At 57.4% G+C, this 24,760-nt stretch carries 10 protein-coding genes, 1 other RNA gene and 2 pseudogenes; 9 read left to right on the top strand and 4 right to left on the bottom strand.

The window, feature by feature from the left end:
• The first annotated feature begins 29 nt into the window (after positions 1–29).
• The 7 genes and pseudogenes from EL098_RS04275 to EL098_RS23375 all read left to right on the top strand — a co-directional run.
• Positions 30–14,303 (top strand): BapA/Bap/LapF family large adhesin, encoded by a 14,274-nt coding sequence (locus EL098_RS04275; RefSeq protein ID WP_126355049.1) that lies wholly within the window; start codon positions 30–32, stop codon positions 14,301–14,303.
• A gap of 81 nt (positions 14,304–14,384) precedes the next feature.
• Positions 14,385–15,791: a TolC family outer membrane protein gene (locus EL098_RS04270; protein ID WP_126355047.1), complete on the top strand. Its 1,407-nt coding sequence runs from the start codon at positions 14,385–14,387 to the stop codon at positions 15,789–15,791.
• Entirely contained in the window at positions 15,788–17,989 is a 2,202-nt protein-coding gene (locus EL098_RS04265) for a type I secretion system permease/ATPase (protein WP_126355045.1), read from the top strand. The genes EL098_RS04270 and EL098_RS04265 overlap by 4 nt, the downstream gene beginning before the upstream one ends.
• Positions 17,990–17,996: 7 nt before the next feature.
• Complete coding sequence (locus tag EL098_RS04260; RefSeq protein ID WP_126358352.1) at positions 17,997–19,160, top strand: HlyD family type I secretion periplasmic adaptor subunit; 1,164 nt, start codon at positions 17,997–17,999, stop codon at positions 19,158–19,160.
• 117 nt (positions 19,161–19,277) lie between these two features.
• Positions 19,278–19,641: a transfer-messenger RNA gene (gene ssrA / locus EL098_RS04255) on the top strand.
• Between the two features lie 170 nt (positions 19,642–19,811).
• Positions 19,812–20,012 (top strand): annotated as a pseudogene (locus tag EL098_RS04250) (integrase core domain-containing protein); the annotation flags it as partial.
• Positions 20,013–20,026: 14 nt separating this feature from the next.
• Positions 20,027–20,197, top strand: a pseudogene (locus tag EL098_RS23375) (phage portal protein); the annotation flags it as partial.
• Between the two features lie 74 nt (positions 20,198–20,271).
• Here EL098_RS23375 and EL098_RS04240 read toward each other — a convergent pair.
• The 3 genes from EL098_RS04240 to EL098_RS04230 all read right to left on the bottom strand — a co-directional run bounded on the left by EL098_RS04240 (position 20,272) and on the right by EL098_RS04230 (position 22,186).
• The gene (locus EL098_RS04240; RefSeq protein WP_126355043.1) at positions 20,272–20,886 is read right to left on the bottom strand and encodes a TIR domain-containing protein; all 615 of its coding nucleotides are present in this window, start codon (positions 20,884–20,886) and stop codon (positions 20,272–20,274) included.
• Positions 20,886–21,617: a hypothetical protein gene (locus EL098_RS04235; protein WP_126355041.1), complete on the bottom strand. Its 732-nt coding sequence runs from the start codon at positions 21,615–21,617 to the stop codon at positions 20,886–20,888. The genes EL098_RS04240 and EL098_RS04235 overlap by 1 nt, the downstream gene beginning before the upstream one ends.
• A gap of 107 nt (positions 21,618–21,724) precedes the next feature.
• Positions 21,725–22,186, bottom strand: a complete 462-nt coding sequence (locus tag EL098_RS04230) for a GNAT family N-acetyltransferase (protein ID WP_232012316.1) — start codon at positions 22,184–22,186, stop codon at positions 21,725–21,727.
• Between the two features lie 278 nt (positions 22,187–22,464).
• Between EL098_RS04230 and EL098_RS04225 the strand changes: the two genes are divergently transcribed.
• Positions 22,465–22,803: a SymE family type I addiction module toxin gene (locus tag EL098_RS04225; RefSeq protein WP_126355039.1), complete on the top strand. Its 339-nt coding sequence runs from the start codon at positions 22,465–22,467 to the stop codon at positions 22,801–22,803.
• Positions 22,804–22,891: 88 nt separating this feature from the next.
• Here the strand turns inward: EL098_RS04225 and EL098_RS04220 are convergent, their stop codons facing one another.
• On the bottom strand, positions 22,892–23,242 hold the full coding sequence (locus tag EL098_RS04220; protein ID WP_126355037.1) for a helix-turn-helix domain-containing protein: 351 nt from the start codon (positions 23,240–23,242) through the stop codon (positions 22,892–22,894).
• Positions 23,243–23,576: 334 nt separating this feature from the next.
• On the opposite strand from EL098_RS04220, the gene EL098_RS04215 reads away from it, so the two are divergent.
• Entirely contained in the window at positions 23,577–24,755 is a 1,179-nt protein-coding gene (locus EL098_RS04215) for an efflux RND transporter periplasmic adaptor subunit (protein ID WP_126355035.1), read from the top strand.
• Positions 24,756–24,760 lie beyond the last annotated feature (5 nt).

Genomic DNA, 24,760 nt, shown 5'->3' with positions numbered 1-24,760 from the left:
CCACGTTCATCGCGAATGGAGTGATAACAATGCCTTCTATTTCAATTATCTCTAAATTAACCGGCGTAAAAAATAACGTCGAAGCGGCTGAAGTTACGTTAAAAGGTCCGTCAATTGTTGTACTAAAAATCGAGCGTGGAGAGATTGCCAATATCACTCGTTCTGGCCAGGACATGGTGATCAAACTCCATTCCGGCGAAACGATTACCATCAAAAATTATTACGCATTTTCCGAACAGGGAGGCAGCCAACTGGCCCAGGAAGGCAATGACGAGGTGCTTTGGTGGGTCCAGAATCCTGAAGGCGTAATTCACTATGAGCAGATTGCCGACATCAATGAGCTAATGGCGGCTACCGGCGCATCTGCAACGGGCGGCGCGGCCTGGCCTTGGGTACTGGGTGGTCTGGCGGTTGCCGCAGGCGGTGCCATCGCTGCAGCATCAAGCGGCGGCGGCCACTCAAACAGCGGCAGCAATCCGGGGAATCCTGGCAGGCCAGACGTTACTCCCCCTCCAGCCCCTACCGGCCTTTCAGTGTCAGCGGATGGAAAAACCATCACCGGCAATGCCGAGGCGGGCAGCACGATAACCGTCAAAGACGCCAACGGAAATGTCATTGGTACGGGCACCGCCGGCAGTGACGGCAGCTTTACCGTTACGCTGACTACGCCGCAGGTTGGCGGTGAAACGCTGACGGCGACGGCAACCGATCCTTCTGGTAATACGGGGCCGGGTACCACGATCACCGCACCCAATATTGCGCTCCCGGGTGAACCTGCCATCACAGGGATAATTAACGATCATCCTGATGCGCCTAACGGCGGTAGCGTAGGCAATAATTCACCTACCAACGACAATACCCCAACCCTGCAGGGCACCGGCCAGGCCGGAACAACCGTCCATATTTACGATAATGGCGTGCAGATCGGCACCGCTGTTGTCGACGCTAACGGCAGCTGGAGCTTCACCCCAGGCACAGCGCTGACCGATGGTTCTCATTCATTCACCGTCAACGCGACAAACGAAAGAGGGGAAAGCACAACGTCCCCTGCTTACACCATTACCATTGATACCAATCCACCGGCGCCGGCAAGCGAGCTGGCCATTAGCCCGGATGGGGCGACGCTAACGGGGCATGCGGAAGCGGGAACTACTGTCACAGTGAAGGACTCTGGCGGTAACGTCATTGGTAGCGCGACAGCAGGTACTGACGGCGGCTTTACTATTACGCTCACCGCGCCGCAGATAACCGGCGAAACGCTGACCGTAACGGCGACCGATCCTTCGGGTAACACCAGTCCGGGAACAAATATCACCTCGCCAAATATCCCGTTACCAGATGAACCAGGCATCACCGGCGTCGTTAATGAAAACCCCGCCAACGGTGGAAACATCAATAATAACGCCTCCACCAATGACACTACGCCAACAATCAAAGGTACCGGTCAGGCGGGGACGACCGTCCACATCTACGATAATGGCGTACAAATTGGGACCGTCGTGGTGGGCGCGGGCGGCACATGGAGTTTTACCCCAGGCACACCTCTGGCAGACGGCTCCCATACCTTCACCGCCACGGCAAGTAACGAAAGGGGCGAAAGTGCTTCCTCCCCTGCATACACCGTCACCATTGATACCCAGCCGCCATCAGAAGCTACTGGCCTTGCCGTTAGCCCTGATGGCGAAGTCGTTACTGGCCATGCGGAAGCCGGCAGCACAGTAACCATAAAAGATCCGAACGGCGCCACCGTCGGCACCGGCACTGCCGATAGCAACGGTAATATCACTATCACCCTGACCACGCCGCAGGTAGACGGTGAAACGCTAACCGTCGTCGTCACCGACCCGGCAGGCAACAACAGTCCACCAGCCAACGTTACCGCGCCAAACGTTCTGCCGCCGGTGGAGCCACTCATCACCGCTGTTATTGATGATGTCGCGCCGGTCACCGGTAACGTGGGGAATAATCAGGCGACCAACGACACAACACCAACCCTGCAGGGCACCGGCCAGGCCGGCGATACCATCCATATCCTCGCTAACGGGGCCGAGATTGGAACCGTTAAAGTCGGGCTGGACGGTACCTGGAGCTTTACTCCGCAAACCCCGCTGGGTGAAGGCACCTATATCTTTACCGCCACGGCCTCAAACGTCAGGGGCGACAGCAGCGTGTCCGGTAGCTATACCGTCACGATTGATACCACCGCCCCGGCAGAACCTACTGGTCTGACAGTAAGCGCTGACGGAGCTACGTTAACGGGGAATGCCGAGCACGGCAGCACGGTTACCGTTAAAGATGCCAATGGCAACGTCATAGGGACCGGCACTGCTGACCCGGTAACCGGTGCATTCACCGTGATCCTGACCACGCCGCAGATAACCGGCGAAATACTGACCGTAACGGCAACCGATCCTTCGGGTAACACCAGTCCGGGTACCGCCATTACCGCGCCTGATATTCCACTGCCCAACGAGCCCACTATAACTGGTCTGACTAACGATAATCCGGGGGCACCTAACGGCGGTAATATCGGTAATAACTCACCAACCAACGATACCACTCCGACGCTGAACGGTACCGGTCAGGCGGGGACTACCATCCACATCTACGATAATGGCGTGCAAATTGGGACCGTCGTGGTGGGCGCGGGCGGCACATGGAGTTTTACCCCAGGCACACCTCTGGCAGACGGCTCCCATGCCTTCACCGCCACGGCGAGTAACGAAAGGGGCGAAAGTGCTCCCTCCCCAGCATACACTGTCACCATTGATACCCAGCCGCCATCAGAAGCTACTGGCCTTGCCGTTAGCCCTGATGGCGAAGTCGTTACTGGGCATGCAGAAGCCGGCAGCACCGTAACCATAAAAGATCCGAACGGCGTCACCGTCGGCACCGGCACTGCCGATAGCAACGGTAATATCACTATCACCCTGACCACGCCGCAGGTAGACGGTGAAACGCTAACCGTCGTCGTCACCGACCCGGCAGGCAACAACAGTCCACCAGCCAACGTTACCGCGCCAAACGTTCTGCCGCCGGTGGAGCCACTCATCACCGCTGTTATTGATGATGTCGCACCGGTCACCGGTAACGTGGGGAATAATCAGGCGACCAACGACACAACCCCAACCCTGCAGGGCTCCGGCCAGGCCGGCGATACCATCCATATCCTCGCTAACGGGGCCGAAATTGGAACCGTTAAAGTTGGGCTGGACGGTACCTGGAGCTTTACGCCGCAAACCCCGCTGGGTGAAGGCACCTATATCTTTACCGCTACCGCCTCCAACGTCAGAGGCGACAGCAGCGTGTCCGGTAGCTATACCGTCACGATCGATACCACCGCCCCGGCAGAACCTACTGGTCTGACAGTAAGCGCTGACGGAGCTACGTTAACAGGGAACGCCGAGCACGGCAGCACGGTTACCGTTAAAGACGCCGATGGCAACGTGATAGGGACCGGCACCGCCGACCCGGCAACCGGTGCATTCACCGTGACCCTGACCACACCGCAGCTTGATGGCGGCCAGATAAGCGTAGTAGCCAGCGATTCTGCGGGTAACGAAGGGCCGGCGGGAATCGCCACCGCGCCGTTCTTCCCGCTCCCGACCGTGCCGGTTATCACGGAAATACTGGATAACGTACCGCCCATCGTTGGCCCAGTACAAAATAACCAGCCAACCAATGACCAAACGCCGACGCTGCAGGGTACGGGCGTGGCCGGTGAAACCATTCATATCTTTGATAATGGGAGTGAGATAGGCACTACCCTCGTCCTGCCGGGGGGGACCTGGAGCTTCACGCCGGGTTCCATCTTATCTGACGGCCCGCACAGCTTTACCGCCACCGCCTCTAACATTCGCGGCGACAGCGGCAGTTCCGCATCCTATACCGTGGTTGTCGATACCGTCGTGAATCCGCCGGTACTCGATCAGATCCTGGATACCGTCGGCTCTATCACCGGCCCTGTCGGCAACAACGGCGTGACCGATGATAAAAAACCGGTCTTCAGCGGCACCGGGGAAGCGGGCAGTACGTTAACCCTCTTCGATAATGGCCTTCCAATTGGTCAGGTCATCGTGGGCAATGACGGTAAATGGAGCTTTACCCCGGCTCTCGATCTGCTTGATGGCCCGCACGCGATCACGCTGCAGCAGACCGACCCTGCGGGCAACGTCAGTACCGTCACCGTCGGCCCGACCTTCACCGTGGATACCCTTCCGCCACTTGCCGTCATCGTTGACGCCGTGAGCCAGGACGGGACGACCGTAACCGGTACGGGGGAAATTGGCGCGACAGTCACTATTACTACCACGGGTGGCGTAGAGTTAGGCACGACGCAGGTCGATGGCAGCGGCAACTTCACCGTCACCCTGACGCCTGCGCAAACCCACGGCGAAGACCTTATTGCTAAGGTTAACGATGCGGCTGGAAACCAGGGCCCGAATACACCATTCGAAGCTTCAAACTCCGGCTTCCCAACCGTGCCGGTTCTGGTTTCAGTGACTGACGACGTCGGTCCTATCCAGGGCCCGCTGACCAACGGCCAGGCCACGGACGACTCCCGCCCAACGCTGAGCGGTACTGCCGAAGTGGGTTCTACCATCACGATCTTTGATAATGGTCAGCCTATTGGTTCCACTGCGGTTAACCCTGACGGTAGCTGGAGTTTCACCCCAACGCAGCAGCTGCCTGATGGCCCGCATTCCTTCACCGTCACCGCCACGAATAACAGCGGCACCGGTGGCGCATCGGCACCGTTTGGCGTAGTGGTCGATACCACGGCACCGTTGCTACCGACCGGGCTGGCCGTTTCCAACGACGGCGCAACGCTTACCGGGACAGCCGAAGCCAACAGCAAGGTGACCATCACCAACGCCAGCGGCACCGTTCTCGGCACAGCAACAGCAGATGGAACCGGCCACTTCAGCGTGACGCTTAACCCGCCTCAGCTCAACGGAGAAGTCCTCACAGCGAAAGCCACCGACGCAGCAGGCAATACCGGCCTGGGCGCTAACGTGCCGGCCCCCGATCATACTGCACCGAATCCACCGACCGGGCTCACCGTCAGCGCAGATGGCCTGCACGTGACCGGTACCGCCGAACCAAACAGTACCGTTAACGTCTGGGACGGTAACGGTAATCTGATTGGCACAGGCGTCGCCAGCGGCACTGGCACATTTGATATTTCTCCACTCACGCCACCGCAGCTAAACGGCGAGACGCTGATGGTTACCGCCACAGATACCGCCAATAACATCAGCTCGCCTGCAACCGTTATTGCGCAGGATCATACGCCGCCTGCGCTGCCGACTAACCTCACCTTCAATGAAGACGGCTCGATACTGACCGGTAAAGCAGAGGCTGGCAGCACGGTGAAAGTGACCGATGCTCAAGGGAATCCATTGGGCCAGGGCGTGGCAGGGCCGGACGGCAGCTTTACTATCACCCTGACCACGCCGCAGGCTAACGGTGAGATATTGGCAGTTAATGCCACGGATCCTGCCGGAAATATTGGCCCGAATGCGCCGGTCACTGCCCCGGACATCACCCCACCGAATATCCCGCTCATCGGCTCGGTGGTCGATAACGTGCCTGACCATACCGGAAACCTGAATAACGGCGATCTGACTAACGACGATAAACCGACCCTCAACGGTACGGCCGAAGCCAACTCAATCGTTAAGATTTACGATAACGGTAATCTGATTGGGACGGTCAATGCCGACGGCACCGGCGTATGGACGTTCACGCCAACAACGGCTCTTGGCCAGGGCTTGCATAGCCTGACGGTGACCGCCACCGACGCGGCAGGCAACGCCAGCCAGCCAAGCGCCGCCTTCAACATTAACGTGGACTCCATCGTGCCAACCGCGCCAACCATCACGCTGGTGAACGATGACGTGGGCACCGTCACCGGCCCGGTTAGCAATGGGGGAGCCACCAACGATCCGACCCCAACAATTAGCGGCAGCGGTGAACCGGGTTCCACCATCACGGTTTACGACGGACTGGACGTCCTGGGCACCACCACCGTTAACGGCAACGGCACATGGACATTTACCCCCAACCCACCGCTGCTTCAAGGCCCGCACGCCTTTACGGTTACGGCTTCGGATGCTGCAGGTAACGTCACCGCGCATTCCGCACCGTGGAACATTGAGCTCATCACAACGCTGCCAACCGCCCCGACGATCGGCGAAATCGTGGATAACGTTAACCCGGATATTGGCCCGGTGCTGCCTGGCGGCTCAACCAACGATCCTCAACCCGTTATTAATGGGACAGCAGGCGCAAATGCGGTCGTCAAAATATACGATGGCACAACGCTCATCGGTACCGTCACGGCGAACGGCAGCGGCGCATGGACATTCCAGCCAACTCAGCCACTGAGCGAAGGCTCGCATACTCTTAATGTTTATGTGACGGACGCGGCAGGCAACACCAGCTCTGCCACAACGCAGATTGTGATTATCGACACCGCGCCTCCGGGGGCCCCTTCCATTGACGGAGCGCTCGGTAACGTCGCTAACACACAAGTCACTCTGGTGAACGGCGGCAGCACCCAAAGCACCGAACCGGTGTTCTCCGGCAAGGGCGAAATTGGCGCCACCATCAAGCTGTACGCTGACGGGGGAACAACCCCGATCGGCACGGCAACCGTAGACGGCAGCGGGAACTGGACTATTACCCCAACCGCCCCATTGGGCAGTGGAACACACGTCTTCACGACCACGGCAACGGACGCGGCCGGTAACGTCGGGGTACCGTCATCCGGATTTACGCTGTCGGTTTATGCTACACCGCCGGCAACACCTACGGCACCGACCGTCACAGACAATGTGCCACCGGTAGTGGGAGCCGTCATACCTGGTGGCAGCACCAACGACACAACTCCGACCTTCAGCGGTACCGGCGTTGCAGGTTCGACCATTAATGTCTACGACAGCGTTACAGGCCTGATCGGTACTACCACCGTGCGTTCCGACGGCACCTGGAGCGTGACACCGTCTGTGCCTTTAGGTGAAACAGCCCACACCATTACCGTTCAGGTGACCGATCCGGCGGGGAACACCAGCCTGCCATCAGCCCCTATAACTATTACTGTTGATCTCACGGCGCCTGCGGCACCGACAATCGATAACGCCGATGATACCGTTGGTCCGGTGCTCGGTACGATCAATAGCGGGGGGATCACCGATGACACTGCGCCAGTCTTCCACGGTACCGGGGTAACAGGGGATACCATCACTCTTTACAACGGCACAACGGTCATCGGTACGGCAACCGTCGTGGGCGGCGTGTGGTCTATAACGCCAACCACCTCTCTGGGGAACGGCACCTACAGCATTACCGCCGTTCAGACTGATGCCGCGGGTAACGCAAGCGGCCCGTCCAATACTTTCACCCTGACGGTAGACACGACTGGCGTGACTGCACCCGTTATCACAGAAATTCTGGATAACGTAGGCATTATCCAGACACCGTTAGTGAACGGTAGCGTCACGGATGATCCAACCCCGACCTTCAACGGTACCGGCAAAGCAGGCAGTACCATTACTATTCTGGACACCAACGGAACGACGGTGCTCGGCACCACAACCGTGGCAGCAGACGGAACCTGGAACGTGACGGTCAGCACTTTGGGCACGGGTCAGCATGACATCACCGTTAAGATAACGGATACCACTGGCCACACTGCCACTACCGCACCAATTACGATTACGGTAGACACCACACCACCAGATGCGCCATTTGTTATCGAGCCTATTGTTGATCTGACCGGGACCTCGATAGTCGGGACAGCGGAAGTCAACGCAACGATCATCATCAAAAACCAGGCTGGTGATGTACTGGGTACGGGCGTAGCCGACCCGGTTATTGGTAACTGGGTCGTCACGCTTTCACCTCCGCAACACAATGGTGAAACGCTCATCGTCATTGCACAGGATGCCGCGGGTAACCAAAGCCTGGAGACAACCTTCAACGCCATTAATGTGCCAAGTATTGTTCTGCCACCGACGATAGACAGCGTCGTGGATGACGTCGGCCCGATTAAAGGAAATGTCGGTAACGGCAAATCCACCGACGATACGCTGCCGACGCTGAACGGTTCAGGAGCTACCGGCGGAGCAACGGTACACATCTTTATTGATGGCGTAGAACGTGGAACCACAATCGCTAACGGAGATGGCACCTGGACGTGGGATGTCACTACAGCGCTTGGACAGGGGACACACACCTTTGCTGTCACTCAGACTGTACTGGGCGTCAATAGTGGCCTGTCTCCGCTGTACACCATCATTGTCGACACCACGCCACCGCCGCAGCCCATTATCGTCTCCGTAGTTGACGATGTGATCGGCGGCGTAGTCGGGCCGTTGACCAATGGCCAGGCCACCAACGATCCTAAACCAACGCTGAGCGGCACCGCCGAAGCTGGCTCCACGGTAAACATCCTCGATAACGGCGCCATTATCGGCACCGTCACCGCTAACGCCCTTGGCATCTGGACCTTCACGCCAGGCACCAATCTGGGAGAGGGTTCACACACCCTGACCGTGACGGCGACCGACGCCGCCGGCAACGTCAGCACGCCTTCCACCGGCTTTGTGGTCAATGTAGATACCCTGCCACCGGCAACCCCTGTCGTGGTGACGGTCACCAATGACATCACCTCGCAGCCAATTACCTCCGGCCAGCCGACCAACGACAATACCCCGACCTTCAGCGGGACTGCCGAAGCAGGCACCACGCTGACCTTCAAAGACGGGAATGTCATCATCGGCACCGTCACGGTGCCGGTGGGCGGAAACTGGACATTCACCCCAACGGTTCCGCTGCTGGACGGCAGCCATAACATCACCGTGATCTCTACGGACGCCGCGGGCAACGTCAGCGGCCCAACCGCCGGGTTCAACGTGGTGGTCGATACCGTGCCGCCAATTGTGCCAATTATCCTTTCGGTGGTGGACGATCAGACTCAGCCTGGCACGAATCTGCCGCTGATCAACGGCCAGTTGACCAAGGACACGCAGCCAACCCTGAGCGGCACGGCGGAAGCCAACGCCACCATTACCGTGAAAGACGGCAATACCGTGCTGGGGACCGCACAGGCGGACGCTCTGGGGGTCTGGACGTTTACCCCGCCTGCTCCGCTGGGCCAGGGAACCCATACCCTGAACGTCACGGCAACCGATGCGGCAGGTAACGTCAGTAACGCGGCTTCGTTTGGCGTGAACATTGACTCCGTCGCACCGAACCCACCGGTGATCGTCACCGTATTGGACAACACCGCCCCGGTGCTGGGGCCAATCACCAACGGCCAGGCCACCAACGAAACCCGCCCTTCCCTGAGCGGGACGGCGGAAGCCAACGCCATCATCAAGGTTTACAGTGACGGCAACCTGATCGGCACCACCATTGCCAACGGGTCTGGGGCATGGAGCCTGACGCCGGTGGCAGCACTCGGCAACGGGGATCATACCTTAACCGTGACCGCGACCGACGCGGCGGGTAACGTGAGTAATCCGTCGAACGGCTTCTCGTTGACCGTCGATACCGTGGCGCCGAACGTCCCGGTTATCAGTAACGTCGCGGACGCCGTCGGCCCAATCACCGGCAATCTGTCGAGCGGCCAGGTCACCGACGATACTCGTCCGGTTCTCACCGGTACCGCCGAAGGTAACGCCACCGTGAGCGTCTACGACAACGGCGTTCTGCTTGGCACCGCGCAGGCAGATGCGGGCGGAGCCTGGACCTTCAGGCCTGCCACGGCGCTGGTCAATGGCGGCCATGCGTTGACCGTGACCGCGACGGACGCCGCAGGCAACGTCAGCCTGCCGTCGGCACCGTTTAACGTGGTGGTGGACACCATTGCGCCTACCCAGCCGATTGTGGTTCAGGCCTTCGATGACGTTGGTCCGGTTCAGGGTCCGCTGGTCAGCGGTTCAAGCACCGACGATACACAACCTGCGCTTAGCGGAACGGCAGAAGCCAACTCGACCATTAAGATTTACGATAATGGCAGCCTGATTGGCACCATCACCGCCAGCGCACTGGGTGCGTGGAGCTTTACGCCGGGTGCGGCGCTGCCTCTGGGCCAGCACGTATTCACCGTCACGGCGACCGATGCCGCAGGCAACACCAGCGCAGCATCAGCCGACTTTACCCTGAACATCGTCAGCGGCACGTCGAATACGCCGGTCCTCACCTCCGTGGTGGATGACGTCGTCGGCGGTACGGTTGGCCCGTTGAATAACGGCCAGGCCACTAACGACGCACGTCCAACCCTGAACGGGACGGCAGATGCCAACAGCACCATCAAGATTTACGATGGCGGCAACCTGATTGGCACCGTGACGGCTAACGCTCTCGGCGTCTGGGTATTCTCACCGCCAACCGCGCTGGCAAACGGCTCGCACACCTTTACCGTCACCGCCACCAACGGTGCGGGCGTAGTCAGTAGCCCAACCGCGGGCTTCACCATCGTGGTAGATACCGTTGCCCCTAATCAGCCTGTTATCACCTCGGTGGTGGATGACGTCGGCCCAATCGTCGGCCCGGTAGGCAACAACCAGCCAACGGACGACACTCGCCCTACCCTGAACGGGACTTCCGAAGCCAACGCCACGGTCAATATCTTTGATAACGGCGTGCTGCTGGGTACCACAACGGCCAACGGCAGCGGCGTCTGGACGTTCACGCCAACGCTGCCGCTGCCTCAGGGCAACCACTCGTTCACCGTCACTGCCACGGATGCCGCCGGGAACGTAAGCACGCCATCAGTCCCGGCCGGTATTGTGGTCGATACCGTGCCTCCGCTGGCGCCAACCGGCCTGACCGTTAACGCCACCGGCACCGTGGTCACCGGCCTGGCGGAAGCCAACAGCACCGTGACCGTTACCTCGGCAACCGGTACGGTACTGGGTACGGCGAAAGCGGACGGCAACGGGAACTTCAGCATTACGCTCTCCCCTGCGCAAACCAGCGCCCAGCCGCTGCTGGCCTTCGCACAAGATGCTGCCGGGAACATTGGCGTTTCCGCCAGCTTCACCGCGCCGTTTACCGGCGTGCCAGGGCTGCCGGTGATCACCAGCGTCGTTGACGACGTGCTGCCGAAAACCGGCGTGGTGGGCAACGGGCAGAGCACCAACGATACCCGCCCAACGATCAACGGTACCGCCGAAGCCAACGCCACCGTGAAGATTTACGACAACGGGGCGCTGCTGGCTACGGTTACCGCGAACGCGAGCGGCATCTGGACATTTACCCCAACCAATGCGCTGGGTGAAGGCGCTCATGCCTTTACCGCCACGGCCACCAACGCCAACGGTACGGGTGCCGCCTCTCTGCCAGCCTCGATTATCGTCGATACCATTCCACCGTTGATCCCTACCGGGGTTATCAGCGCCGATGGGTCAACGATCACCGGCGTAGCCGAAGCCAACAGCACCGTGACCATTACGCTGCCGGGCGGGATCACCGTCACCGGTACGGCTAATGCTTCCGGCGCGTTCAGCATCACGCTGCCGACCCGCCAGATTGAAGGGCAGTCGCTGTCGATTTCCGCAGCCGATGCCGCCGGGAACGTCTCCCCGTCGCTGTCGATTACTGCGCCAATCCTGCCGCTGTCGGCGAGCAGCAATGCGGTCGAACTGGCGCTGACCAGCAACGCGGAAATCACCACCTCCCATTACAGCGGCTATGGCGTGCTGCTTATTGGCGCATTAGGGAACGTGGCTTCGGTGCTGGGCAGTAATACCGCGCAGGTCGGCTTTACTATCGGCAGCGGAGCAACGGGGCACGTCACGATCAATGCAGCCGCCACAGGCGTGGTGCTGTCATTGCTGAATACACTGGAAATCGCTATTCAGAAATATGACTCAGCCACCAACTCGTGGACGACTGTGGTCGACTCGTCGCTGCCGCAGTTCCTTAACCTGCTGACCCTGGGCGCGACCGGCGTCACGCTGAACCTTGATGGACTGGGCGAAGGGCAGTACCGCGTGCTCAGCTACAACACGAGTCTGCTGGCAACGGGCGCGGTCACTAACCTTGCGGTCACCGTCGAGCAAACCAGCGCAGGCGTTGTGAGCGGCACCACAACCTCAACTGGTAACGTGATTACTGACCCAGGTCCAAATGGGGCAGTAGATAACGCCCCGGCGGGGACAGTAGTCACTGCCGTCAAGGATGCCAACGGCGTCAACCATGCCGTCGGCGCTGGCGGGCTGGATCTTCAGGGGAAATACGGCACCCTGCATATCAACCAGGACGGCAGCTATACCTACACCTTAACCAACACATCGGCTGCGGTGCTGGGCCGGACGGAGAACTTCACCTACACCATTACCCATAATGGCATCAGCGACTCTGCACAGCTGATTGTCACCCTGGGCAACGGCGCACCGGCCAATTCGGTCATCGCAACGGATAACACCGGATCGCTGACCTTCGGCACCGATGTTATCGCCGTTGACAATGGCGCATCGAAGCAAACGGGTCTGTCGGTGCTGAGCGTGGGCGTGGGCAACGTAGTGAATCTCAACCTGCTGGCTAACATGAGCAACCCGATTCTGTTTGATGTTGCAGACGGATCGACTCGCACCATGACGCTGCAGGCGAGCGTCGGCGGGGTAGCGCTGCTCTCCACCTTTGACCTGTACATCTACAAGTTCAACGTGGCGACTCAGCAGTACGAGCAGTTCCAGGTGCAGAAAACCTGGCTGACGGCCCCGCTGTTGGGCGGCTCTTCAGGCCAGCTGACCGTCACCCTGGGCGGCGGGGACTACCTGTTCCTGCTGATGAACGCTAGCGGCGTGTCACTGCTGACCAGCTACACGCTGAATATCCTGCAGGATCACACCTATGCGGTCGACAGTCTGGCGGCATCGACCACCGGGAACGTGATGGCGGATGATATCGCCCCGGCAGGCAGCCTGCTGACGGCGGTGAACGGCGTGGCCGTCTCGGCTACAGGTACCACCACCATCAACGGCAAGTTCGGTACGCTGACCATTGATGCCCACGGCAACTACACCTATACGCTTAAAGCAGGCCAGGGGGCCGATGGCATCAATACGCCAGACAGCTTCGTGTATACCGTCACCGCGCCAAATGGCGATACAGGTACCGCGTCGCTGAACATCACCGCCACGCCGCACGTTGTGGATGCCGTGAACGACATCAGCTCGATTATGGCTATCACGTCAACGCAGAACACCGCGGCTTACGCGAGCGCCAACGTCGGTTCAGCCTCCTGGAGCACTGCGCTGCTGGCCCCTACCCACGGCAACGGCAGCGGCACCTTTACCATTGCGGATAACACCGTGCTGAGCGGAGCCGCGCTGGTGTTCAAAGTCGCGTCTGGTCTGGCGTTGGGTGGTCTGTCCGTCACCTGGACGCTGAGCGACGGTCAGGGCCATACCTATACCGGCACCTTTAGCGGCGGCGTACTGCTGGGCGGCACGGCTACTATACCGGTCACGGATCTGCACTCGGGCACCTGGACGCTGAGCTATGTTGGCAACATGGGGCCGTTGAGCGTGGGGACCATCACCGTCACACCGACCGTCACCGGGACCTCAAACCTGCTGGACAGCTTCACGGCGCAGAGCACCATCGTACACGGCAACCTGTACGACGGTACCGACTCCGCCGGCGCGGCAGATCAGCTTGGCAGCGTGCATACCCTGTTGACCATCACCGGCGCCAACGGCAGCACGGCGACCCTGAATCCACTCACCAACAGCGACGCGGTGGCAACGATTCAGGGCCAGTACGGCACGCTGACTATCGGCATCGGCGGGAACTATACCTACACCCTGAACCCGGGCGTATCGCCGGGCTCCATCACCAATAAAGAGGTCTTCACCTACACCCTGAACGATCAGAACGGGCATTCGGACAGCGCCACGCTGACCATCAACATGAACCCGCAGATCGTCAGTACCGCCTATGGGGACATTATCAACGGTTCTTCGGCCTACGCCGATACGCTGGTGTACCACGTCCTTGCCGGCGGCGCGAACGACGGTACCGGCGGCAATGGCTCGGATGTCTGGAAGAACTTCTCGCTTGCTCAGGGCGACCAGATCGACATCCACGACCTGCTGGTCGGCTGGAACGGCCAGACCTCAACCCTGGGTAACTACCTGAGCGTGGCGAGCGTCGGCAACAACACGGTCATCTCCATCGACCGTGACGGCACCGCCGGAACATTCCACTCCACCACTCTTGTCACTTTGGAGAACGTGCACACCACACTCGATGAGCTGATCCAGAACAACCACATTGTTGCCTGATAGTACAAGCGAAAAAGCCCCGGGCGCGCAGACGCCCGGGGAATAAGAGAGAAACGCAGTGCCATTTATTAGGGAAAAAACATGGGAAAATTACAGCCTGTTGCGTTATGGCTGGCTTGCGGTCTGTTTTCACTTCAGGCCTGGGCCGACGACACGCCTGCTTCTATTACGACTCAGGGCCTCGCTCAGCAACAAGAGCTCCCCTCACTCGATGGCTCAACCGCCCTCCCGCTCAATGCCCCTGCGCCCGGAACCTTAACCCTGAACGATGCGGTCAACCGCTCGGTCACCTGGCACCCCAGCATCCGCGAAGCTATCGGTAAACTCTACGGCCAGTCCGAACAGATCAACGTCGCCAAATCTAAGTACTACCCGCAGATCAGCGCCGGCGTGAACAACGGTTACACCAATACCTACACAAACAGCGGCTACAGCCCGTCGCTGGTGCTTTCCCTCTCCCAGATGCTGTATGACTTCGGCAAAGTCGCAAGCCAGGTGCGCGCCGAAACCGCCGGAGAAGCTCAGGCTCAGGCCAACGTTCTGGTGAGCATCGATACCGTCGGGCATGCAACCGCCGTAGCGATGGTGCAGGTACAGCTCTGGCAACAAATGGTCGACATCGCCAAAGAGCAGCTGGACGCGCTCTCGGCTATCGGCCGCCTGACCCAGCAGCGTAACGACGAAGGGGCAACCTCGATGTCCGACGTGGTGCAAACCGACGCGCGTATCGAATCCGCCCGCTCGCAGCTGATCCAGTACCAGTCAAATCTGGACAGCACCCAGGCAACGCTGATGAGCCAGCTTGGCTGGACCAGCCTCAACAAAATCAGCAGCGACTTCCCCCAGAAGCTGAACAGCAGCTGCGATGTAGCAAAGCCAGATGACCGGCTGGTGCCTGCCGTGCTCGCGGCCTGGGCGCAGTCCAACGTCGCGCAGGCGAACCTCGACTACGCGAACGCCCAGATGACGCCGACCATCTCGCTGGAGCCGTCCGTTCAGCATTATTTGAACGACAAATACTCCGGCAGCGAAGTGCTGAACCGCACGCAATATTCGGCGTACATCCGCGTCGAAATGCCGATTTACCAGGGCGGCGGCCTGACCGCCAGGCGCAATGCCGCCAGCCATGCGCTTGAAGCCGCGCAGTCGGGCGTTGACAGGGTTCGCCTCGACGTTCGCCAGAAACTGCTGGAATCCCGCAGCCAGGCGCTAAGCCTGGCCACCGCGCTCCAGGTTCTGCAGCGCCAGGAGCAGTTAAGCTCCCGCACCCGCGAGCTTTATCAACAGCAGTACCTCGACCTGGGTTCGCGCCCGCTGCTGGACGTGCTGAACGCCGAGCAGGAAGTTTTCCAGGCGCGCTTTGCCCAGCAACAAACGCTGAGCCAGCTCCATCAACTGCAGCTTAACTGCCTGTACAACACCGGCAGATTACGCAACGCATTTGGTCTGGAACACCGCAACATCCAGTCACTGGAGATTCAGCCATGAGCCAGACAGCCCCTCCCGCCGGGGAATTTTTAAGCGAGCAGGCCCTTGCCCAGTGGGCCCACGCCATAAGCCATGTTGCCGGGCATTACCGCGTGGTTTGCTCGCCCGGCACCATTCAGGCCAACGCGCCCTGGTTCAAAGATAAAACCAAAGTTGCCGCGCTGACCCAGCTTTCGCGCCAGGCCGGGCTCTCTTTCCACCCTCTCGGCATCACCGAAAAAGCGATATCTCAGTGGCGGCTGCCGGTGGTGGTGGACCTGGCCAACGGCCAGACCGCGGTGATCGAGCAGTTTGACGGCGAAGACACCGTAGACATCTGCTACTTCGACGACGAACGCCACACCAACCGTCAGTCGCTCAGCAAGCTGCTGCCGGAGATCCGCTTTGTGGCCGCCCTGCGTCCACTCTCTGCCCTGAAAGACAGCCGCGTCGACGCCTACATCTCACGCTTCAGCCCGGACTGGATGAAAGAGCTGATTATGCTCGACGTTCGTCCTTACGGCCCGGTAATGCTGGCGGCCTTCTGGGTGAACGTGCTGTCGCTGGCCGGGATCCTGTTCTCAATGCAGGTGTACGACCGGGTGATCCCTGCCCAGTCATACCCGACGCTCTACGTGCTGGCGACCGGCGTGCTGATCGCCGTGGTGTTCGGCTTCATTCTTAAAGTCACGCGAAGCAACATCATGGACGTGCTGGGTAAACGGGCCGATATGCGTATTTCCGATCGCGTATTCAGCCACGCTCTGCGCCTGCGCAACAGCGCCGTACCGCGCTCCACCGGCAGCTTTATTTCTCAGCTGCGCGAGCTGGAGCAGATCCGCGAGATGATCACCTCCTCGACCATCTCCACGATCGTCGATCTGCCGTTCTTCCTGCTGTTTGTCGGCGTGCTGGCGATCATCGCGCCGCAGCTGGCGTGGATCGCCCCGGTAGCAGCCATTGTGATGGTGCTTCCCGGCCTGCTGCTGCAGAAGAAGCTCGCCACGCTGGCCAACCAGGCTGCCCATGAATCCACCCTGCGCAACGCCGTGCTGGTGGAAAGCGTCCAGGGGCTGGAGGACATTAAGCTGATGCAGGCGGAGAACCGCTTCCTCCAGCAGTGGAACAGCTACATCCGCATTACCGCTGAATCTGGCCTGAAAACCCGTGAACTGACCCAGGGGTTGATCAGCTGGGGCATCACCATTCAGAGCCTGGTGTTCGTCATCGTGGTTCTGTTCGGCGCGCCGCTGGTTATCGAAGGCGAAATGACTACCGGGGCGATGGTTGCCGCCTCAATGCTGGCCTCAAGGATGATTGCCCCGATGGCGAACCTGTGCGGCGTGCTTGCCCGCTGGCAGCAGGTAAAAGCCGCCAAGCAGGGGCTGGACAGCATTATGCAGCTGCCGGTGGAAACCCAGCGCGATGAAAACCTCATCCACAAGGACATCTTCCACGGGCACTACCTGTTTGAAAGCGCGCAGTTCAAATATCACAGCGAGGATCCGCGCATTCCGCTGCGCATCGCCCGCCTTGAGATCCAGCGGGGCGAACGCATTGCCGTGCTCGGGCGTAACGGCGCGGGTAAATCCACGCTGCTGCAGGCGCTCGCCGGCGGCGTCGATCTGGCCAGCGGCGAAGCCAGGCTCGACGATCTCGCTATGTCACAAATCGACATGGCGGATCTGCGTCGTAATATTGGCTTCCTGAGCCAGAACGCCCGATTGTTCTACGGTACGCTAAGAGAAAACCTCACCCTCGGCGCTCCGCACGCCAGCGACGATGCGATCTTCGAGGTGCTGGAAGTCAGCGGCGCGAGCAACTTTGTTAAGCATCTGCCGAAGGGGCTCGATCACCCGATCATGGAAGGTGGCAACGGGCTTTCCGGCGGCCAGCGTCAGTCGATCCTGCTGGCGCGTATGCTGCTTCGCTCGCCCAACATCGTGCTGCTCGATGAACCCACCGCCTCGCTGGACGACCACACCGAACGCGAATTTATTCAGCGGCTTAACCAATGGCTTGGGCACCGTACGCTGGTGGTCGCTACCCACCGCGTGCCGGTGCTCGAGCTGGTCGAACGCGTGCTGGTGCTGAAAGATGGCCAGCTTGTGATGGATGCCCCTAAGGCTCAGGCGCTCGGCGCCGCAAGACCGGCTCAGGCACCGGCCGCCGCCCAGACACCACCGCGGGAGTGGAACAATGAAAACCAGTCAGCATGACGTCACCATGGAAGACCCGGACATCCAGCGCGAAAGCGAATTTTCCGGGGCGAGCCGCATTATCCTGCTCATCACGCTGCTGTTTGCTCTGTTTGGCGTCTGGGCGTGGTTCGGCACGCTGGATGAAGTCTCTACCGGCACCGGCAAAGTGGTGCCCAGCTCCCGCGAGCAGATCCTGCAGTCGCTGGACGGCGGGATAGTCACCGAGCTGCTGGTTCATGAGGGCGATAAAGTGCAGGCCGGGCAAATTGTGGCCCGCCTCGACCCAACCCGCTCCGAGTCCAACGTGGGCGAAAGCGCGGCTCGCTACCGCGCCTCCCTCGCCTCCAGCGCCCGGCTTTACGCTGAGGTGAACGACCAGCCGCTGAAGTTCCCGGAATCGCTCAAAGCATGGCCGGATCTTATCGCCTCCGAAACCCGGCTGTATAAATCCCGCCGGGCGCAGCTTAGCGACTCCGAATCCGAACTGCGTGACGCGCTTGTGTCGGTCAATAAAGAGCTGGATATCACCCAGCGGCTGGTGAAAAGCGGCGCGGCGAGCCACGTGGAAGTGCTGCGCCTGCAGCGGCAGAAAAGCGATCTCGGCTTAAGGATCACCGACCTGCGTTCGCAGTACTACGTGCAGGCCCGCGAGGCGCTGTCGAAAGCCAATGCCGAAGTGGACATGCTCTCGGCCATTATCAAAGGGCGTGAAGATTCGGTGACCCGTATGACCGTGCGCTCGCCGGTGCGCGGCATCGTGAAGAATATCCAGGTGACCACCATCGGCGGCGTTATTCCGCCGAACGGCGAGATGATGGAGATTGTGCCGGTGGACGATCATCTGCTGATTGAGGCGCGGCTCTCCCCTCGCGACATCGCCTTTATCCACCCCGGCCAGCGCGCGCTGGTGAAAATCACCGCCTACGATTACGCCATTTATGGCGGGCTGGAAGGCACCGTGGAAACCATCTCCCCGGACACCATTCAGGACAAGGTGAAGCCGGAGATTGTTTATTACCGGGTGTTTATCCGCACCAACCAGGACTACCTGGTGAACAAAGCGGGCCACCACTTCTCCATCTCACCGGGGATGGTGGCCACCGTGGACATTAAAACCGGGCAGAAAACCATCGTTGAGTACCTGATTAAGCCGTTCAACCGCGCCCGCGAGGCGCTGCGCGAACGTTAATTGCCCCTCTATCCCGCTGGTGCTGAAGGAATTTTGTACAAACGGCCCCCGGCGGGATTTCTCTTTAGACGGCTGGTCACGCGCGTAATAAATCTGTTATACTCTCCGGTACACATTGGGGCTGATTCTGGATTCGACGGGATTTGCGAAACCCAAGGTGCATGCCGAGGGGCGGTTGGCCTCGTAAAAAGCCGCAAAAAAATAGTCGCAAACGACGAAAACTACGCTTTAGCAGCTTAATAACCTGCTCTGAGCCCTCTCTCCCTAGCTTCCGCTCTTAAGACGGGGATCAAAGAGAGGTCAAACCCAAAAGAGATCGTGTGGATGCCTTGCCTGGGGTTGAAGCATTAAAACTAATCAGGATAGTTTGGTAATGGCGTGTCTGTCCGCAGTTGCCCGGCGAATGTAAAGACTGACTAAGCATGTAGTACCGAGGATGTAGAAATTTCGGACGCGGGTTCAACTCCCGCCAGCTCCACCAAAATCCTTTGTTGACGGTTACCAGAGCCCGATACGAAGTCCTGAAAGCCCGCATGGCGAAAGTTATGCGGGCTTTTTTGTGTCTGTTGTTGTCTATTGAGAATTGCTAGAAGCTAGTGGTTATGGGCCCTTTTGGGGTCCCACAGAGTCTCACTGGCGCTGGCACAATAGGCCGAAGAACATAGCGTACAGCTCGAATTTATTAATCCGGGTAAGGATACACAAAATGCTTTCATAGAACGGTTTAACCGGACATACCTGACAGAAATCTTGGATTTTTACCTGTTCAGGACGCTCAATGAAGCAAGGGAAATTACAGAGCGCTGGCTGATGGCTGAAAAACCGGAACTCTCAAAAAGTGCGTGGAACTAAAACAGATGTGCTTACAGGATGACATGATGGCAGCGCACCGCGTTCCGTCGTAGATGAGGGGGATTATGCCGAGTAATGTTGGGGGCTTTTGAGATGTAGAGAAGGCTAGCAATGTTTTTGTGCGTAATGAATTAATCCCTTTACAAAAAAGGTTAGGGGAGTTAAATCACTGGTCAGATGAATAAATAATAAAACTCGATAAATACACCTTATAAAATAAGGCTGTCTTGTGCAAAGAACAAGGCAGCCACATATTTTATCACCACAATTTTGGCTTCGCCCTGATCGCTGGAGTATCAGTAGAATTTCTTTTTAAGGCAGGTTCCATAATTGAGCGCTTTTTAAAAGCAGCATTAATATACCCTTCGCAATCCGAAATGAAATTTGAATATTTAACAATTGAGCAATAAACCTCTTCATCTGTATAATGAGGAACAGTTTTTTGCATTTTATGGTTCGCTTTAATTAAATAGGGAAGATATTCATAATAACCCGATGAGATTCTTCTCAAATTAATCCCGCAATTACAATCAGCATTTGAACATGTAACTTGAGTAAAAACTTCATCCCAAAGTTCATCCCGAACAACACCAATCAACCCTGCAGGATTATCTCCCCATAAAGATGCTTGGATCTCAGAATTAACGAAAGGCCGCTGTGCGGTCTCACGCCCAATCAATACTACAGTAACTGTGGTATCTTCGAGGTAATCTTCTCTAATTGTTCTCATGATGTAATCATCACTAACGTCAACGCTAATGTCTCCATCACTCACGGATTTATCTATAAATGATTCACCACCAAAAACTTCAATGATCTCATCTTTAAGATCTTGCTCATTGGCATGATGGTAGCTTAGAAAAGTTTTATGCATTACTCACTCCATTTTTTTATATTAATATCAAACTCGCCAACAATTTTCTCATTAAAGAATTTATTAACCTCCTCAAAGCCCTCTGAAATATTTGTAAAATGATAATAATGAGATTGAATAATACCAATTGGTGTTAAGTGATATGAAAGGGATATTAAATTACCATTCGCATCCTTGCCTTTCGTTAGAACACTGTCTTTTTCAGACACATACTTATGCCATCTTCGATAATTATTCTGATATTTTGTCAGAAAATCATTAAGGGCACGAAGAATTTCGTTTGAAAGATCATAAAGTTTTTTATCTCGTTTTTTCTTTACATCTAACAATTTCATTTCATCGCGTACGAATTTATAACATTCATAATAAGAATTCAAAACTTCATCAAAGGCATCATACTCTGGCACAACCTTGAACAAGGTTCGCTTTGTGTCCAAATAATTTTTTATGCCTTTCCTAAACAACAAGTCTGATTTATTGAGAAGTATATTCACCCCTCCGAAACTCAATTGCTCTACACGTAATGAATACCGCTGATGCATTAAACCAACAAAAAGGATATATACAACCAAACATAATATAATGACAGAAAGTATGGCTCTGATGATACCAACATTAGCCATGAAGTTTAGTGTGAACCACCATTTTTGAAATGGTTCGAATGGAACACAGCCCATAAACACTACGAGGAGCACAAAGAGCGAACCCCATAAAACCCAGTATTTATACATAAGATTAATCCATTTTATTTTTACCTAATAGTACTGCAGTAACTCTACAAATAAAAGTTTGCGCGCGCTCGTATTGTAAGTATCCCTGTAAAACGAACCATCCACTTCTAGAGACCTTCCTGCCCCCAAAAATAATGCCTATCAACCCCCTCCTCACGCTCAAAAACAAAACCCTGAGAGAGATAAAATGCATTAGCTGGGCTTTCTTTTAGGGCTATCAATCGGATGGGCTTCGCCGAAGCGCTGGCCTGTGCCTGCAGGTCTTTCATCACAAGGCTTCCGATTCCTTTCCCCTGAAATTGGTTTTTAATGTAGAAGTGATCCAGATAGAAATATTCAGGGTAGGTTCTGAGCACGTAGAAACCCGCAATATCATTCCCCAGGGAAAGGATGAAGGTATCATTTTCCTCGAATGTAGAGAGAAAACGATCTCGCGCTCTGACGGGATCAAACCTGTTCAGCGCTTCCAGGCTGGGCCGCATTGACTCAACGCGTATATCAGCCAGCATCTGCGCATCATCGGGGGAAGCGGGGTAAATATCCAGATCTGTTAGCGACAAATTAACCAAGAATGCACCTGTTTTTATCAATGATTAACAAGGGCCGAAGAGAAGAAATAGTAAGTGAATAAAAGATATTTTCCCCCTACCATTTTTTGGGAGCCGCATTCCATTTATCCCACCGATTTCCCAGCAAAACCAGCCCACAAGATATAATACCCGCATAAAGTAAGCAGCTATAAACAGCAGCAAGAAGCAGTAAAGAAGAGAAGCCAAAAGAAGCGCGATTAAGGCAGGCGGCAACCCGCCCTAACCGCTAATCACAACCAACTGAAGGAGAGTTGATCATGACTGATGAGCATAGTAAGCCAGAGAAGCACATCCCCACAACAACAAGGACTTATACTGTGGGCTACATTCGGGATTCGAAAAAATTCCAGCCTTCACCCGCCATTACGTTGAATGGGTTCTGGCTTGCGGAAGCGGGTTTTGATACGGGCACGAGCGTGGAGGTGCGGGTTCTGCCGGGCTGCCTGATATTAACGGCAAAGGAACCGCCGCAGCCGGTGGAAGAGCCGGAGATCATGCAGACGCTGCGCAAGGTGTGTAAGTTTTCCGCCCGCAGGCAGAAGCAGGTCAAAGCGTTTATTGAGGACGTTGTCGCGCCGAAGCCGCGCGGAGTCTAGCAAATGACGTAAACCCCGGTTTCATTGCCGGGGTTTATCGTCGGGTAAAGGCAAAAGCATAAAGCGGGTTTCCCGCGCGGAGAAAACCTCAGGCCCCATAGCGGTTCCCGGTATGAGCCAGCTGGCGGCGCCACACGCCCGGCGCAATGCCGTACTGGCGCTTAAAGCTGCGGTTGAAAGACTGCTGGGAGTCAAAGCCCAGGGAGATCGCCACGTTCAGAATCGGCTCTTCGGTGCGGCTCAGGCGCTCGGCGGATTTCTTCAGCTTCTGCGCACGGATGTACTCGCCCAGGTTGTAGCCGGTGTGCTGCTTGAAGATCCGCTGCAGGTGCCACTTCGAGTACCCTGCCCGCTCGGAAACGGTGTTGATGTCGAGGCGGCTATCCAGGTGATTGTCTATCCAGTCGAGTAAATCATGCATAAAGGCATCGGTGCTCATTGTCTCTCTCCCCTGCGGGTTTTTAAAAGCATCTTTATCAGTTGCATTTAAATTTGACCTGCCTTTACCAAAATTGCAAGTTTTATTGTTACATTAAATCCTCGTTACAAATGGGCCTTTTCGCCGGAGCGTAAATAGCACATAAAGTGCAACAATTATTCTTGCACTTAGTTCTACGCCTTCCTACAATCGCCGCGATACTGTATTCGTAATTGATACACATTTTGTGCCGATGAGCGACACAAATGGCCTCAGGTCAGCCCGGACAAAGGAAATGGCGCGGCATCCTCCGCTGCGTCTTGCCCGGCCGACTTCAACTATCGGAATAAGAATAATGAGCCTGCAAAAACATTGGGTTAGCCTTCATCTGCGCGTGCTGGGGCCGGTACTGCTTGCCGCTCTGCTCGCCGGATGCGACCAGGGAGTCGCACAAAACGCCGTGCCGCAGGCGCCTGCCGTCAGCGTCGCCGACGTGGTGGTCAAACCCGTTAGCCAGTGGGATAGTTTCAACGGCCGCATCGAAGCGGTGGAAAGCGTTCAGCTTCGCCCCCGCGTCTCCGGCTACATCGACAAAGTGAACTACACCGACGGCCAGGAAGTGAAGAAAGGCGAAGTGCTGTTCACCATCGACGACAGAACCTACCGCGCCGCGCTGGAGCAGGCGCAGGCGGCGTTGATGAGAGCCAAAACCCAGGCCAGCCTCGCCCGCAGCGAAGCCAGCCGCACCGACAAGCTGATCGGCTCCAATGTGATTTCCCGCGAAGAGTGGGAGCAGCGCCGCTCCGCAGCAACCCAGGCCGACGCCGATATTCGTGCGGCGCAGGCGGCAGTTGACGCGGCCCAGCTTAACCTCGACTTCACCAAAGTCACCGCCCCCATCGACGGTCGCGCCAGCCGCGCGTTGATTACCAGCGGCAACCTGGTGACGGCGGGCGACAGCGCCAGCGTGCTCACCACCGTGGTCTCCCAGAAGACGGTCTACGCCTACTTTGACGTGGATGAATCCACCTATCTTCACTACCAGAACCTCGCCCGCAGCGGCCAGGGCGCTTCCAGCAACCATCAGGCATTGCCGGTGGAGATTGGCCTGTCCGGCGAAGAGGGTTACCCGCATCAGGGCAAAGTGGACTTCCTCGATAACCAGCTGACCGCCAGCACCGGCACCATCCGCATGCGCGCCCTGCTGGATAATTCCGAGCGTCAGTTCACGCCGGGGCTGTTCGCCCGCGTTCGCCTGCCGGGCAGCGCCGAGTTCCAGGCTCTGCTGATTAACGACAAAGCGGTACTGACCGACCAGGACAGAAAATACGTCTACATCGTCGATAAAGACGGCAAGGCACAGCGCCGCGACATCACGCCGGGCCGGCTGGCCGCCGGGCTGCGCATCGTGCAGCAGGGTCTGAACCCTGGCGATAAAGTCATCGTCGACGGGCTGCAGAAAGTGTTTATGCCGGGGATGCCGGTGAACGCCAAACCTGTCGCCATGGCCGCCGCCAGCGCTGCCGTTAACTGATCCCT

The organism is Cedecea lapagei (assembly GCF_900635955.1).
Classification (GTDB): domain Bacteria; phylum Pseudomonadota; class Gammaproteobacteria; order Enterobacterales; family Enterobacteriaceae; genus Cedecea; species Cedecea lapagei.
Note: the sequence above shows the minus strand (reverse complement) of the source record. Positions and strands in the feature narration are given on the sequence as shown.